This is a genomic window from Nostoc sp., from assembly GCF_036919815.1.
Taxonomy (GTDB): domain Bacteria; phylum Cyanobacteriota; class Cyanobacteriia; order Cyanobacteriales; family Nostocaceae; genus Nostoc.
This window is the reverse complement of record NZ_JBALCE010000004.1, coordinates 56,092-72,534: the sequence shown is the minus strand read 5'-3', so window position 1 is coordinate 72,534 and position 16,443 is coordinate 56,092. Positions and strand designations below refer to the sequence as shown.

9 protein-coding genes are annotated in these 16,443 nt (G+C 41.4%); 6 read left to right on the top strand and 3 right to left on the bottom strand.

The window, feature by feature from the left end; translation table 11 throughout:
* Positions 1-140 precede the first annotated feature (140 nt).
* The 5 genes from V7K15_RS00755 to V7K15_RS00735 all read left to right on the top strand — a co-directional run bounded on the left by V7K15_RS00755 (position 141) and on the right by V7K15_RS00735 (position 5,932).
* Entirely contained in the window at positions 141-1,691 is a 1,551-nt protein-coding gene (locus V7K15_RS00755) for a PAS domain-containing sensor histidine kinase (protein ID WP_334902117.1), read from the top strand.
* A gap of 217 nt (positions 1,692-1,908) precedes the next feature.
* A complete protein-coding gene (locus tag V7K15_RS00750; RefSeq protein WP_334902151.1) occupies positions 1,909-2,202 on the top strand; it encodes a GNAT family N-acetyltransferase in 294 nt (97 codons plus the stop codon).
* A 334-nt stretch (positions 2,203-2,536) separates the two neighbouring features.
* Positions 2,537-3,136 carry a cytochrome b/b6 domain-containing protein gene (locus tag V7K15_RS00745; RefSeq protein WP_334902115.1) on the top strand — a complete coding sequence of 200 codons (600 nt, stop codon included), beginning with the start codon at positions 2,537-2,539 and terminating at the stop codon, positions 3,134-3,136.
* A gap of 120 nt (positions 3,137-3,256) precedes the next feature.
* Positions 3,257-4,690: a bifunctional orotidine-5'-phosphate decarboxylase/orotate phosphoribosyltransferase gene (locus V7K15_RS00740; protein ID WP_334902113.1), complete on the top strand. Its 1,434-nt coding sequence runs from the start codon at positions 3,257-3,259 to the stop codon at positions 4,688-4,690.
* A gap of 144 nt (positions 4,691-4,834) precedes the next feature.
* Positions 4,835-5,932, top strand: a complete 1,098-nt coding sequence (locus V7K15_RS00735; RefSeq protein ID WP_334902111.1) for an AI-2E family transporter — start codon at positions 4,835-4,837, stop codon at positions 5,930-5,932.
* A gap of 528 nt (positions 5,933-6,460) precedes the next feature.
* Here V7K15_RS00735 and V7K15_RS00730 read toward each other — a convergent pair.
* Positions 6,461-8,914, bottom strand: a complete 2,454-nt coding sequence (locus V7K15_RS00730) for an ATP-dependent Clp protease ATP-binding subunit (protein WP_334902149.1) — start codon at positions 8,912-8,914, stop codon at positions 6,461-6,463.
* A 341-nt stretch (positions 8,915-9,255) separates the two neighbouring features.
* On the opposite strand from V7K15_RS00730, the gene V7K15_RS00725 reads away from it, so the two are divergent.
* Positions 9,256-9,552 carry a DUF3288 family protein gene (locus tag V7K15_RS00725; protein ID WP_334902109.1) on the top strand — a complete coding sequence of 99 codons (297 nt, stop codon included), beginning with the start codon at positions 9,256-9,258 and terminating at the stop codon, positions 9,550-9,552.
* Between the two features lie 52 nt (positions 9,553-9,604).
* Here the strand turns inward: V7K15_RS00725 and V7K15_RS00720 are convergent, their stop codons facing one another.
* On the bottom strand, positions 9,605-11,059 hold the full coding sequence (locus tag V7K15_RS00720; RefSeq protein ID WP_334902108.1) for a hybrid sensor histidine kinase/response regulator: 1,455 nt from the start codon (positions 11,057-11,059) through the stop codon (positions 9,605-9,607).
* A gap of 34 nt (positions 11,060-11,093) precedes the next feature.
* A complete protein-coding gene (locus V7K15_RS00715) occupies positions 11,094-16,433 on the bottom strand; it encodes a trifunctional serine/threonine-protein kinase/ATP-binding protein/sensor histidine kinase (RefSeq protein ID WP_334902106.1) in 5,340 nt (1,779 codons plus the stop codon).
* Positions 16,434-16,443 lie beyond the last annotated feature (10 nt).

The following is a 16,443-nucleotide window of genomic DNA, read 5'->3' as shown; positions in this document are numbered from 1 at the left end:
TGCTCATATAGGCTGATATATCTCCAACCGAAGTTACAGCCTAATAAACCAAGTTGACGAATTATCCATAACTGGATCGTCAGGGTGCTAAGACAGCGTAGAGAGAGCTACAGGATATCTTCCTCATCGTACCAGCAGCTATGCATATCGAAGAACCCGCTACCTATGAGTTGAAAACTCCACTTTCAGTACAAGATTCTCAGAGTTTCCCAGAATCACAGCCACTGCAAAAAGGACAAAAAGACTTATCTCAAGAAAATTTAGATACTTCTCAATGTTCACAAGCCGCCTTCCAAATGGCATTAATCGCCAGTGGCTTGGGGTTGTGGGATTGGAATCTGATAACTGACAAAACCTATTATGATCCTCAGTGGAAGCGCATCCTGGGGTATGAAGTAGACGAAATCCACAATGAGCATAAATCCTTTGAGCAACTTGTACATCCAGAGGATTTACCAAGAATTCGCCAAGTATTGCACGATTATCTTCAAGGATGTACACCTGTATTTGAAGTGGAATTGCGAATGTTGACTAAATCCGGCGAGTGGAAGTGGATTTTTGTATGTGGGAAAGTATTTCAGTGGGATGAATTCGGTAAACCATTACGGATGGCGGGGACGCATAAGGATATTAGTCAGGATAAGGCGATCGCTATTCAACAATACCAACTATTTGAACAAGTCCAAAGAGAAATTGCCCAACGTCAGTCTAACGAAGACCAACTTAGGGAAAAATCACAGCAGCTAGAAATTACCCTCGCAGAACTCAAATATACCCAAAAGCAGTTATTGCAGAACCAGAAAATGGCTAATCTCGGTCAACTGGTGGCGGATATGGCTAACGAAATTAACAACCCGGTTAGCTTCATCAACGGTAATCTTCATCCCGCCAGTCAATACGCTGAAGATTTAATCAGAATCATTGAACTTTACCAACATTATTATCCCACACCAATCCCAGTCATTGCCTCACATCTGCAACGCCTTAACCTCGGTTTCGTGAAGACAGACTTTTTGAAATTGCTGTGGTCAATGCGAGCTGGATCTGAGCGTGTTAAAGAAATTGTTTTCGCATTGCGGAATTTTTCAACCTCTGACGAAGGTCAAATGAAAAAGGCTGACCTGCACCAAGGACTTGATAGTGTTTTGAGAATTTTGCAACATCGTCTAAAAGAACAGCCGGATAGAGCAGGCATTGAAGTAATTAAAGACTTTGGGGAGTTGCCTTTAATCAAGTGTTACTCTGGTGATCTAAATCAAGTATTCATGAACATCTTAACTAATGCCATTGATGCCTTAGAAGAAAAGATGAAATATGATTGTTCCTTTAGTGCCAATATTTTGATTCATACAGAGATTATTAGCAATCATTTATCATTAGTTAACAGTAATAAACCTTGGGGAAATGACAACCAACTAGGGAAAAAGCATAAAGTCATAATTCGGATTTATGACAATGGCAAAGGTATACTTCCCCATATCCAAAGACATATATTTGAACCATTTTTTACGACAAAACCAGTAGGTAAAGGTCAAGGGCTAGGGCTATCAATTAGTCGAGAAATTATAGTTGAAAAACATCAAGGTAAACTTAAGTGTAATTCTCAATTAGGTCAAGGTACAGAGTTGATCATTGAAATGAATACAATAGCAAGACACTATGCCGCTATTAGAAAGCACGCCAGTTTTTAGGCAATTGCAACATGGTTGTTAAGCAACTAACTGCTTAACGTTTCTACAGAATGAAAAAATAACTGTGTCCTGCTTTTGCCCCAATTTTACCCAAGAGTGGCACTGATGTTGCCAGCGCTAATTATGCCAATCTAAAAGTTAGGGGTAATAGTAGCAACACAACAAGTAATGTTTACGTTTCACTTATTGAACCTACGCTAATCTACTACAACATCTTCTGCACCCCCAGAACACCTTCTACACTATTATGGATGAGAATAGCGAGTTGGTAGCTTACTGTTCTTTTGGACAAGATGGACAGGTCACTGGTGCTGATTACCGTGATCAGGCGTTGGATATTGGCATGGGGATTCGCCCTGACTTGACCGGACGAGGAAAGGGTGCTGAGTATGCTAAAGCCGTATTGGAATTTGCAGACAGTTTCTTTAAGCCGAAAGCTTTTCGGGTGACGATCGCAGCATTTAACAAGCGTGCGATACGGGTATGGCAGAAATTGGGATTCCAGCATTAGCAATCGTTTGAGCGAGGGAGTGATGGAATGCAATTTATCGTGTTATTACGGCTAGACTACTGTAGTAGCAATCGATAAACGACGTTAGCCATGCTTAAATTGACAGTTAAATAAAACAGCAGCGAATATCTTTGCCAGAATACTGAATCATAAAATGGGAAAATAAGGGTGAGCAATACCACCCTCGAATTTGCAGGGCTATTTACCCAAGACAGATACTTATGTTCGGTTGGACACAACAAATAATTAAAGTCTCTCTTAACTACGTCTAATTCTCAATGCCCCATACCCGATTTTCAGGACAGATAATCAGCAACTTTAATCAGTCAAATCTATGACTTCAACCCTTCCCTCTCAAACTCGGAAGCTGCCTACTCAAGCAATAGGAGCCAAAATTTTCCACTCCTGTAACGTCATTAGTTTGTTTATCATGCTCACCAGTGGACTACAAATTTACAACGCCAACCCTGTTTTTGGTGGACGTGCAGGTTTGCACATTCCTCCAATATTTACCTTAGGAGGTTGGCTCGCAGGAGGTAGACACTGGCATTTCGCAGCAATGTGGTTATTCTCGCTGAATTTGTTGTGGTATGGAATTTACATTTTAATTACCCGGTGCTGGCGACATCGGTTTGTAGGTACCAATGACTTCAAAGCATTACAAAAAAGTCATAATTCCCAACGTTTAATTTATGCTTGGCATCGTATTGCCTATACAGCAATTATTCCTATTTTGCTGCTGGCATTATTTACAGGAATAGGAATGTATAAACCTGCTCAATTTCCCTGGATTGTGGATCTTTTTGGCAATTGGCAAGCATTGCGAATTGTTCACTTTGCCTCAGTACCAATGGTTATCTTATTTGCAGTGATTCACTCTCGATTAGGGCAAAAAGCTGGAGGCACTCAACTAACAGAATCAATGTTTTTGTAAATGAACAACTCTAGGGATAGATGAGGAAGAATAACTCTTGTACAGACGCGATTAATCGCATCTCTCATAACTCCTAACTTTTATGAACTAGCTATTTAAGCTTTTTTAAAACCGAAAAATATGAACTTTTTTGATAAATTGAATTCTAATATCTTGCGAAATCAAAGCTTACTGTTTGTAGGACTTGATCCGAATCCAGAGATGATGCCTGTGTATTATGAATCTCAAGAACTCATCGCTGGTTTGGAGAAGTGGTTACAATTCATTATTGCAGAAACTTCTGATTACGTTTGTGCTTATAAACCGACACTTGGCTTTTACGAAGCGCTAGGTATTCCAGGTTTAGAACTGCTGTACAAAACTTTAGCAGCTATTCCAGCCCACATCCCAGTTATTTTAGATGCCAAACACAGTGACCTAAATACTAGTACCATCTTTGCCCGGACTGTGTTTACAGAATGGCAGGTGGATGCAATCACTCTCAGCCCTTATACAGGACAAGATCATGTAGCACCTTTTTTGGTTTATCCTGATAAAGCGGTGTTTATTTTATGCTGTACTTCTAATCGAGGTGCAGAAGCTTTACAGCAATATCCTACGAAAGAATCACCCCTTTATTTACAGGTGGTAAAAGAATCAAAAACCTGGGGAACTCCAGAACAATTAGGTTTGGAAGTGGGAACTACAAACCCTGGAACTTTAGCACTTATTCGAGCGATCGCTCCCGAACGAATTATTATGGCGCGTAGCATCTGGGCGGAAGGTTCAAACCTGAAGCAAATTTTAGAAGCAGGCTTGAATGCTAACGGTGATGGTTTGCTGATTCCTGTTCCTCAAGATATGTTGGGAAATTCACAACTATCTGATAAAGTCCAGTCTCTACGCGCAGAAATTAATCAAATCAAAGCTGAAATTATTCACGAAAATTCAACTTGTTCTGTGTGGTTTCCTGATGTTTGTTTGCTAAATCAGCACCCCCAGCAGGATTTAATTTTACAACTTTATGACATTGACTGTATTATGTTTGGCAGCTTTGTCCAAGCATCAGGAGCGATATTTCCTTATTACGTCGACTTACGCAAAATTATTTCCAATCCCCAAGTTTTTAATCAAGTTCTGACTGCATATCAGGATATTTTGAAGAACCTCAATTTTGATAGATTAGCAGGTATTCCCTACGGTTCTTTACCCACAGCTACTGGTTTAGCTTTGCGCCTTAATTGTCCGATGATTTTCCCCCGTAAAGAGGTGAAGGCACACGGAACTCGGAGAGTAATTGAGGGTAACTTTCATCCTGGTGAAACGGTTGTGGTAGTTGATGATATTCTGATTAGTGGCAAAAGTGTTATGGAAGGGGCAGAGAAGTTGAAATCAGCAGGATTAAATGTTAATGACATTGTGGTATTTATCGACCATGAACAAGGGGTGAAAGATCGGTTACAGCAAAATGGTTATCTCGCTCATGCGGTTTTAACTCTTTCGGAAATTACTAATACTCTGTATCAAGCAGGGCGAATAAGTGAGGAGCAATTTTTAGCTTTTGCTGAAAGTTAGTAATCGGAATAATTGGGAGTAGGCTTGCCGTGAGCGTAGCCGAATGGGAGTAGGGGAAGATTTTTCTTATTTACTTCCCCTTGAGCATATTTAATTTTCAGGTTCAATCTAGTAACTAGAATAATTTTGATTTCTAAATTGATTATGAATTTTCCACTGAATCAACTACTTAGATGGTTAGTTTTTACGCTGCTATTTCCTCTAGTGTTTCTCAATGCTTGGCTAGCATTTTTGCTTGTTAAAAATTTTCAACCTGTCGTCACAATTCTTCTCTTGGCTACTTTACTTGCATTCGTTTTAAACTATCCTGTTTCGATTCTCCAAAAGCGAGGAGTTAAACGCGGCTATGCAGTAACATCAGTTTTTATATTAGCATTAGTAATTGTTGTTGCTCTGGGTATCACTTTAGTACCCATTGTTTTAGAGCAATTTAATGAGATGGTTAAAGTCCTTCCCCAATGGATTGATTCTAGCGAAGAAAAACTTCAGATTTTAAATGATTGGTTTTTTAGGCACAAATTAAATGTCAATCTAAGTCAGTTATTAACACAAATAACCAACAAATTACCCAATGAATTAGAGTTTGTTTCGGATAAACTTTTAGGCATTATCAGAGATACAATTGATAGTATTTCTCAGTCATTAATTACAGTAGTGCTGACTTTTTATCTATTGTTAGATGGTCCAAGAATTTGGGAGGGAATATTTAAAAAGTTACCTGGAAGCTATGCTCAGAAGGTAAGTGAATCTATTCAGCAAAACTTTCAAAATTACTTGATTGGTCAGGGAACTTTGGCTTTGCTGATGGGAGTTTCAGAAACATTAATGTTTTTAGTTTTTCAAGTCCAGTTTGCTTTACTATTTGGTTTAGGAGTTGGGCTTTTGAGCTTAGTTCCCTTTGGTGATGTCATTAGTCTAATTATAATAATTTCAATATTAGCCATACATAATTTTTGGCTAGCAGTGAAAGTTTTTGCGGTAGCTGTTGTCATTGATCAGTTAATTGATCAGGCGATCGCACCTCGTCTTTTAGGCAAATTTACTGGACTTAGACCAATATGGGTATTAGTTGCTTTACTTGTAGGAACCAATGTTGGTGGAGTCTTGGGTTTGCTAGTCGCGGTACCTGTGGCTGGTTTTATTAAAGATATAGCAGATGGTTTTTCTAAATCTGGTGATTCCGATAATACTGTTGATGGTGAAGCAGCATCAGAATTGTTACCAGAGGAGTCAGCATCATAATTAATTTGTAAGGGGGTAATGGGATGAGGCAATTTAGAATTACAATCTCCTGTAAAATTGTCCGATTTATAGATAAGAAAAAAATTTTCAAGCCACAGTAGTTGCAACTGAATTGATTATTTTTAGTAGCAAATGGTGACAATGAAACTCAGCAGGATATTGCTTATCTGATGGAACTATGCGGTTATGTTCCGAGGTTTTGTGAGCGCGATTTGGAAAATCTGGATGATGACAGAGTGTACATGGTACTTTGGCTTCAATCTTGCTAAGTGCATTTCAAAAATTTTGATGAGGGTAATCACCTGCATCAAAAAAAAGCCCCCGGTATTTCTACCAGGGGTGAAAGATATAATACCATTTCACTTGATGTTTATCAGAGATGCCTCTACTTAGATGAGAGGTCAGCCAGCGCGGTCTTCTCCCTTCGCGTAGGGTCTCGTAGAGAAGGGGAGACGCTAAAAGCCACTGGCGAACCCGAAGGACTAGGTGTTTCTGAAATATTACATCAAAAAGTGATCAGGTATAAAATTATCCAACATTTGCCAAGAGCAATTCTCGTTTTTCTGATTTTTTGACTCTTACCTGAGAGTCATCATCAACATCGATAATTGCTGTGTCTCCATCTGTAATTTCACCAGACAGCATTGCTTCGGCGAGAGAATCTTCTAGGAGGCGCATAATTGCCCGACGTAATGGCCTAGCACCATAGCTGGGGTTGTAGCCTTCTTGGATTACACGCTCTTTGAAGCGATCGCTAACTTCTAGGATAATTCCCCTTTCCGTCAAGCGACTAGCAACATCCCGGAGCATAATTTCCGCTATTTGCTTAACTTCATCCTTGGAAAGCTGGGTGAAGACGATAATTTCATCGAGACGGTTGAGGAACTCAGGACGGAAGTAAGCTTTCAATTCCTCATTTACCAAGGTGCGGATGCGGTTATAACTAGCGTCGGCTTGAGTGTCGAAGTCAAAGCCTAAGCCACTACCACCTTTTTCAATCACCTTGGAACCGATGTTGGAAGTCAAAATGATCAGCGTGTTCTTGAAGTCAACTTTCCGACCTTTGGCATCGGTAAGATGACCGTCATCCAAGAGTTGCAGCAGCATATTGAATACATCGGGGTGTGCTTTTTCGATTTCGTCGAATAGCAGCACTGTGTAAGGCTTCCGCCGCACGGCTTCCGTAAGTTGTCCGCCTTCGTCGTATCCCACATAACCAGGAGGCGAACCAATCAGCTTGGCGACGGTGTGGCTTTCCATGTATTCGGACATATCTAGGCGAATCATCGACTCTTCCGAACCGAAGAAGTAGCCAGCTAGTGCCTTCGCCAATTCTGTTTTACCGACTCCAGTGGGACCAGAGAAGATAAAGCTAGCAATGGGACGATTGGGATTTTTTAGTCCGACACGGGCGCGACGGATACCGCGAGATACAGCCGAGACTGCTTGCTCTTGTCCGATGATTCGTTGATGCAGAGTGTCTTCTAGGTGCAGGAGCAACTCTGACTCAGATTCAGTTAGTTTGTTAACTGGTACCCCAGTCCAAGAGGCAACGATTTGGGCGATGTCTTCTTCGTCAACGACGGTAGAGTTGACAGGTTGATCGTTTTGGGTAAATGTTGCTTGCAGTTGTTCTGCGAGTTCTAACTCTTGGTCGCGCAGAGTTCCAGCTTTGTCAAAATCTTGGACTCTGACTGCTGCTTCTTTAGATTTGGTAACGCCAGCCAGTTCACGCTTGAGTTCTTTATTCGGAGAACTTTGGGAGTTTCGCAAACGAACGCGAGAACCTGCTTCATCAATCAAGTCTATTGCCTTGTCGGGTAAGAAGCGATCGCTAATATAGCGGTCTGATAATTCTGCTGCTGCTACAAGTGCCGCATCCAAAATTGTGACTTTGTGGTGTTGTTCATAAGCACCGCGCAAGCCGTAAAGAATTTCTATGGTTTCCTGTACTGAGGGTTCCCCGACCATAATTGGTTGGAAACGACGCTCTAGGGCGGCATCACGCTCGATATGCTTACGATACTCATCAATGGTAGTTGCACCGATGCACTGGAGTTCACCTCGTGCTAAGGCAGGTTTGAGGATGTTGGCTGCATCCAAACCACCTTCTGTACCACCTGCGCCAACCAAGGTGTGAATTTCGTCAATTACCAGGATGATATTGCCCACAGTGCGGACTTCTTCCACGACTTTTTTGATGCGTTCTTCAAAATCGCCACGGAAGCGAGTTCCAGCTACCAATGACCCCATATCGAGGCTGATAACTTGCTTGTCTTGCAAAGTTTCGGGAACATCCTGGTTGACAATACGTTGAGCTAGACCTTCGGCGATCGCAGTTTTACCAACTCCTGGTTCTCCAATCAACACTGGGTTATTCTTAGTGCGGCGACCGAGAATTTGGATTGCCCGCTCAATTTCCTTCTGGCGACCAACTACGGGGTCGAGTCTGCCTTCTTGTGCTAATTTGGTCAAATTTCTGCCAAACTCTTCCATAACTAGCGGTTGGGTACGTTTTTGACCACCACTACCAGCAAAAGCCGGTGAATTTTCACCCAAACGGCGAACTATGGCACTGCGGACACTCTTGAAGTCAACCCCTAGATTTTGGAGTACTTTGGCGGCGACACCTTCACCAGCCTCGGTCAATCCCAAGAGTAAGTGTTCAGTGTTAATGTAATTTTGTCCTAGACTGTGAGCTTCTTTAAAGGATTGCTCGAAGAGGCTTTTCACCTTGGGGGTAAAAGGAATTTCTGGTGGTACAAAGCCAGAACCCCTACCAATAATTTTTTCTACCTCACGGCGGGCATCTTTGAGGGTAACGCCTAATTCGGCCAGCACTTTTGCAGCAACCCCAGTTCCTTCTCCCATCAAACCCAGGAGAATTTGTTCAGTTCCTACAAAGTTGTGTCCCAGGCGACGTGCTTCCTCCTGAGCTAACATAATTACTCTAATGGCTTCGGAAGTGAAGTGTTCAAACATAATGGGTTCTTGCTCCCTCGCTGCTTGGACTTTGGGTGAGATAAAATTCACCCTCATCTAAAGTTTTTTGTATTTTCTTAAGGACTAATGTAACTTTATTTAAAGTTAGGTGGCAGTGGTGAGAGCCGTAAGACCTCAGGTGTAGTTGCCGTCTACGATGAGTGAGGGAGTGGGGAGTGGGGAGTGGGGAGTAGGGTAAGTAAAGAGTTGCAAGGTTGACAGTTAATTTTTCAGTATTTAACAATTTTCTTGTGCCTCTCCTGCCTCCCTCTCTCAGCTAAACTAAAAACTTAGGACTTAACACGGCTTAAACCCTAGCTATCCGCTAACAGGACTTGACGATGACTGATGCACCCGCAGGGAAAGACCAACAACATCCTCTTTATAACCGCGATCGCCCCGTTATTGATATTTTACTCCTTCAAGAGGCGACAGACTATAATTTAGCAGAATTGGCTAGACTGCGAATGCGTTATCAAGGGTTTCCAGGGGCGAGAGACATCCAAAAAGACCTAGATAAAGTCTTGCAGCAGTGGGGTTTGACCGAAGCCGAGCTTTTTGAGAAAACTCGCCAAATTCACGATTTGGGGGGAATTTACAAAAGTCGCGGCAAGAAAGAAGAACAGGATTGGAATTAGTTATGGGGCATTGGGCATTGGGGATGGGGCATTGGGCATTAGGCATTAGGCATTAATCGCGTCTCTCCCCACTCCCCACTGGAATGACGATCGCTAATTCTGTGCCTTTGCCTAACTCAGATGTCACCGTAAGTTGTCCACCATGTTTTTCTTCTACAATCTGCCGGGAAATTGACAATCCCAAACCTGTACCTTTGCCTACTGCCTTGGTGGTAAATAAGTAATCAAACAGTTTTTGCTTGACATTTTCCGACATTCCCTGGCCATTGTCTTGAATTCGGATCAAAACGTGATGCCGATCTTCAGACAAGCTGGTTTGAATTGTGATGCGATTGGGATTATCCTGGATTTGTTGGAAACTACACCCTTTGTTAGATTCTTCCAAAGCATCAATAGCGTTGGCAATAAGATTCATAAACACTTGGTTGAGTTGCCCAGGAAAGCATTCTAATTGAGGTATTTGCCCATAATCTTTGACTACTTCAATGTCAGGATGATCCTGATTGGCTTTTAATCGGTGGTTCAGGATGAGTAATGTACTTTCAATGCCTTCATGAATATTAAAAGGAACCTTGCGATCGCTATCTCCTCTAGAGAAGGTGCGGAGACTGGCGCTGATGCCACGGATGCGATCGCTACCTTCTTTCAGGGAAGAGATGAGTTTAGGTAAATCTTCTTGGAGATAGTCTAAATCAATTCTGGCGATCGCTTCTTCAATTTCTGCTCCCGGATCAGGAAAGGTTTGCCGATAAAGATCGATTAGTGCCAATAAGTCGTGAATATATTCTTGAGCAGGTTTCAAGTTGCCTGCAATAAAATTAATTGGATTATTAATCTCGTGGGCGATCCCTGTAACGAGCTTGCCCAGTGCCGACATTTTTTCCTTTTCCACGAAACTGTTATATTGTGACTGTTGCAGATCGTGCAATGCTTGAGTTAATTGTGCTGTTTGTTTTTCTATGGTGATTAAATCGCGGTATGACCTTAAAGCAGCGAGCGCACTTGTAATTAACCTTTGGCGAGTCAGTTCCACCTTCAACTTATAATCATTGATGTCATAATTAAAAATCACTGATTCTTCGGGCGCATCTCCCGGTTGTCCTGTGCGTAAAATCACCCGCACAATCTGATTTTTCAACTCTTCCCGAATATACTTAACCACCCTTAACCCAGCATCATTAGTTTCCATCACCACATCTAATAAAATAAACGCGGTATCTGGGTGAACAACAATCAGCTTTTTGGCTTCTGTTCCCGAAAAAGCAGAGAGAAAATTTAACGGTTTGCCCTCAAAGGTAAAACTTCTCAAAGCCAGCTTGGTTGCTTGGTGGACTTCAACATCATCATCCACAATCATCATTTTCCAAGCTTCAGAAGTCTCTTGTCCCTGACTCTCTACCTCCAACAGAGTTAAGTGAGTGTTATCACTTATCTGCTCTTGATCATCTTCAAATATGAAGACTTCATCATCTGTCGGTGAGAGAAACATATCGGTATCGTTAAGCATTGCCAACCAACTTTGTTAAAAGGAACAACAAAACTTAATAGTTTGTGGTCAGAGGTAGTGTCATTGTAAATAGGGTTCCCTTTTCTACTTCACTATGAACATCAATTGTCCCTTGCAGCTTTTGAGTAACTAAGTTATAGACAATATGCAGACCTAAACCACTGCCTCCTTTTTGCCTAGCAGTGGTGAAGAAAGGCTCAAAAATTTTGTTTAAGTTTTCTGGTGGAATGCCGCAACCATCATCACTATATTGAATCACAACAGCCTCACCTTCTGGCTTCACCTGAATTCGCAACTGCCCTGATTCATGAAGTTGATAGGCATGAGTTAAGGAATTCATCACTAAGTTGGTGAAAATTTGCGCTAAAGCCCCAGGATAGCTGTTGATGATCACAGTTTCATCTCCTGTCACAATCAGGGTATGGCAAGCTTGTTTGAGTTTGGGATTTAGGCTGATGACAATTTCTTCCAAATACTGCTTGACTAAAAATGTCCGGTGTTCCAAACTGGTTTGATCCACCGCTACTTGCTTGAAACTTTGCACGAGTTCTCCGGCACGATTTAGGTTGCTGAGAATCAAGTCAGTACTTTCCTTGGCAATCTCCAGATAGTTGTTTAAGACTGAACGCTTTAATTGACCTTGTTCGACAGCCGTAATAAACGATCGCGTTTCGTCAGCTAAAGTAGAAGCAACAGTGATACTGGTGCCCACAGGTGTATTAATTTCATGAGCCACCCCAGCCACAAGACTACCCAAAGCCGCCATTTTCTCAGATTCCACCAGTTGCTTTTGGGTAGCTTTCAGGTCTTTTAGAGCTTGAGACAGTTCTTGAGTTCGTTCAGTTACCTTTTGTTCTAAGGTGTTGTATAGGGTAGCATTTTCAATGGAGATAGCAGCTTGAGACGAAAGCAAATTCAGAACTTCCACCCGTTCTGGGGTAAAGGCTCCAGTTGTGAGATTATTTTCTAAATAGACAATCCCGATCAAATTGCCTTGATTGAGGAGGGGAAAACTCAAGATAGATTTAGGTTGCTGTTGATGAATGTAAGAATCACGAGTGAAATTACCTGCATTAGCAGCGTCGCTTAATACAACACTATCTTTGGTACGAACAACGTAATCGATAATAGCATTAGATAATATTGGTTTACTGAAGGTTTCGATGGCGATAGCTTCTCTGACTTTAACTGCATCTGAGTCAATTGTTCCTGATGCTGCAATCTGCCATTCTCCCTGTTGATTGAGAAGTAAATAACCCTTTTCTGCCCCAGCATTTTCGATGACAATTGTCATTAGTTTAGTCAACAAAGTATCGAGTTTGATTTCTCGCCCCAGAATTTGGGAGGCTTTGAGGATGCTTTTTAAATCTAAGGAAGTTGATATGTTGCTACTACTGGTGGAGATGGTTTTAGAGGTTGGAAGTTGAGAGTTTCTTTCGGCTTGGTTTAAAAATTGGGGATAGCGTTTTTCTAAATCTGCTACTTTGGCTTTAGCTCCCCAGCGAGTGTAGGCATAATAGGCATTGAGTAGATAATCTTGGGCAATTCTGTCTTTACCCCATTGGAGATAAAATCTGGCAGCAAGTTCATTAGCGATCGCTTGTTCGTTGAGATATTCATGTTCTGTCGCTTTAGCGATCGCGCGATCGTACATCTCAATCGCCTCAGCTTTTTGTCCTAAAACTCGATGCCGTTCAGCTTCCACTAAATAAAATTTGTGCAAGAAATTTGTCGGCGCGTAGTTCGCCCAATTCTGCATTTTGGCTTGATTTGCTGTGACTTTTTCTAATAAGCCTGCTTGTGCTGACGGCAGTGCATCAGCATATAAAGCTAACGCCGTCAGAGAATCGTAAAAATTGTAAAGTGGTACGATTATGGTTCCTGTTAGTGCATTTAGACACTTTTCTAACTCTTGGACATTGGCTGCGGCCTGCGGGAAATCTTGGAAAAGATAGCAAAGAAACAACTTGGAGAAATATAGGTGCGCCAGTCCAGTGCCATCATTAGCTTGCTGATGCCAGGGTAACATTTGCTCCTCCCGATAAGCTGCCCCACTTAAAAGACAAGGGTTTTCAGTTGTTTCTAGCAGATTTAAGGTTAACTGCCAATAAATAGCTAGATTCTCAAAAACCGCTTTGTTTTGGACTTGACCGAGGGAATGACTGTAGTTAGCAATTTGCCGTTCAACTTCCACCAAGTATTGGCCAATCGCGCATAAATGCTCGGCATCAACGACCGCACAAAGACCTGAAAATTCTATATCTCCTGTGTCTCTACCAATTTGATAAGCTTCCCTTAAGGACTTGATCGTTTGCTGGAGTGGTTCTTGCCAATGCCGGATGCAACTATTAAATACAAAGCTGATGTAACATTTGAGATATTGAGCATCGTAAAGTTCTAACAAACTCAAAGCAAGTTGACCAAATTGATAGCCCAATGTAATCTCTTCCAAGACTCCACAGAGAATTAGACCATACGTCACATAGGCAACCGTTGATAGTTCTGTATTGCCATATTCCAGAGATAAATTTACCATCTCTAAACCAAAGAATGGGAATATCTCAGGCGCTCCCCGAAAGGCAGGTGACATGATGCTGGAAAGAATTTGCATCGCTGCTAGTTGGTGCGCTTCCCGCATTTGGGGCAGGTTGATTAGGTCTTCGACTTTCCTTCCCCCCAGATGAACTGCTGTTTGCTGTAACACTTTGCCCAGTTCTGAGTGATTTAGAGGAGAGGGAAAATTAATTCCCAAGGCTTGCAGAACTTCTAGACCGGTTGCGATCGCTGCTAGGAATTTATTCTGCATTGAAAAGCCTTGGATTTGAATTTGATAAACTTTTACCTTGTCTAACAAAACTTGAGTATTTTCTAGTACCTCTTCTACACATCTATTCATCTGTGTGAAGTCACCGCACAGAAATGCTGCTTCTGCTGCTGACTCAAATAATGCCAAGGTTTGGTCATAGTTTGTTTGCCAAGAATCTGCTGCTAGTAATTTAATGCCGATTAAAAAATATCCCATAGCAGCTTCATAAGCAGCAGATGCTTTGGCTTTACGTCCTGCTAATAAATTCAACTTGGCTAATTCATCCTGTTCAATTTGAGTGTTAATTAACTCTGCACCAATATTTAATTGGTTAACAATTTCAAAAATTTTCTCTTCTTGCTTTACTGCTGATGTATTGCTCAATATCAGTCGCCCAATTTGTAAATGGGTTGCTTGCTTTTGCGCTTCTGGAATCAAATAATAGGCAGATTGTTGGACGCGATCGTGCTGGAATTTACAACTAGCTTTTTTCTCATCCCCAAAATTTCTCAGGTAATATTGATTATTTGAGAAAACAATTAAACCTTCTTGTAGTGCTGGTAATAAGTGGTCTAATACTTGCTTGGCTGATTGCTCAGAAATAACTGCCAAGGTAGACAAATCAAAAATATTACCAATACAAGCCGCTAAGTGCAAATTTTTCTGAGTGCCTTCTGGCAAATTTACAATTTTTCTTGTCATTAATTCCACAACATTATCGGTAATGTCCTTGGCTTGAATCTGCTCTAAATCCCAGCACCACTGCTTTGTTGGATAATCAAAACTGAGTAACATATCTGTATAGAGAGATTTCAAAAATTCAGTGATAAAGAAAGCATTACCCTGAGTTTTCTCGCAAACCAAATTAGTTAATGGCTGACTAAAGATAGTTGAACAGCCCAATGCTTCCGCAATTAAAGCATTTACATCTTTTGGAGTGAGGTTTTCTAAATGAATCTTGGATACAGATCCTCCCTCTTTCTCAATCTCGTCCAAAGTCATCACTAATGGATGAATTGAATCTACTTCATTATCTCGATAGGCTCCGACGATGAGTAAATTTTGAATGTTGCGATCGCCTAAAATAATCTTGAGCAGTTTTAGCGAACCACTATCAGCCCATTGCAAATCATCAATGAAGAAAACTAGGGGATGTTCAGCCTGACAAATAGCCTTGATAAAGTTTTGGAAGACTAAATTAAAACGGTTTTGGGCTTCTTGTCCAGCTACCTGAGCTACAGGAGGTTGTTCGCCAATCACCAATTTTAAATTAGGAATGACATCAATTAAAACCTGTCCATTATTGCCAACAGTAGCTAATATTTTCTCTTGCCATTGTTTTAAAACGGATTCGCTTTCGGTCAATAATTGATTACACAGGTCATTGAATCCTTGTGAAATGGCATAGTAGGGAATATTTTTTTGGTACTGGTCATATTTACCAGTAATAAAATTGCCGCGTTTGGCTGTAATGGGTTTATGAACCTCATTTACTAAAGCTGATTTGCCCACTCCCGAATAGCCTGCAACCAACATTAGTTCAGTTGTACCATTGGCGATGCGATTGTCCTCTGGACACGCTACGCGAACAAAAGCCGCCAATAGCGTCTCTAATTCTGATTCCCGTCCATAGAGTTTTTGCGGAATTATAAACCGATCAGAAACATCCTGACTAGCCAATGGAAACACCTCAATTTTCCCATTGGTTTGCAGTTGATGCAAACATTCTTCTAAATCTGCCTGAATCCCAAAAGCAGACTGATAGCGGTCTTCGGCATTTTTCGCCATCAGTTTGATCACAATGTCACAGAGGACTTGGGGAATAGGAAAAGAAGCCTCACCCACTTTCGGCACCCTCTCCTTACCAAGGAGAGGGTTATTCATATTTGGTGGTTGTTTAGCAATATGGCAATGAATCAACGCTAGAGCATCATCTCCTGGAAACGGCACTTCTGTTGTTAGTAACTTATAAAAGGTCACTCCTAAAGAATAGAAATCGCTGCGATAGTCAATCGCCCGATTCATTCGACCTGTTTGCTCAGGAGAAATGTAAGCAATAGTACCTTCTAGAACATTGGGATTTTTGAATGATTGTGTTTCTCGTGACAGAACAGTAGAAATACCAAAATCGATGATTTTAACTTGTCTGGTGTCGGGGTTCAAGACAATATTTGAGGGGTTAATATCTTTATGAATGATGTTAGCAGCGTGGATTTGTCTAAGGCTTTCGACGATAGAAATACTCAACTGGAGAAACTCTTCTAACTCTATTTTTCCAGCTAGCTGCAATTGAGCTAAAGAACTACCGCCGAAATCTTCTAACACTAAGACTGGACGTTGTTGGTGAGTTTCCAAAGCGTAAACTTGGACAACTCCTGTGAGATGGAGATTGTGGATAATGTCATATTCACGCTGATAACAAGCAATGCGTTCTGGCGAAGGATAAGCATCTCGCAGGGTTTTGAGAATTACAGGTTGGTCATCGGCTTCCCTGTAGCCTCGATAGATCAGAGAGTTGCTGCTGTCGTAGATTTGATTAATAATTTTATAGCCGGAAAGCGTGAGCATAGTTTGGGTA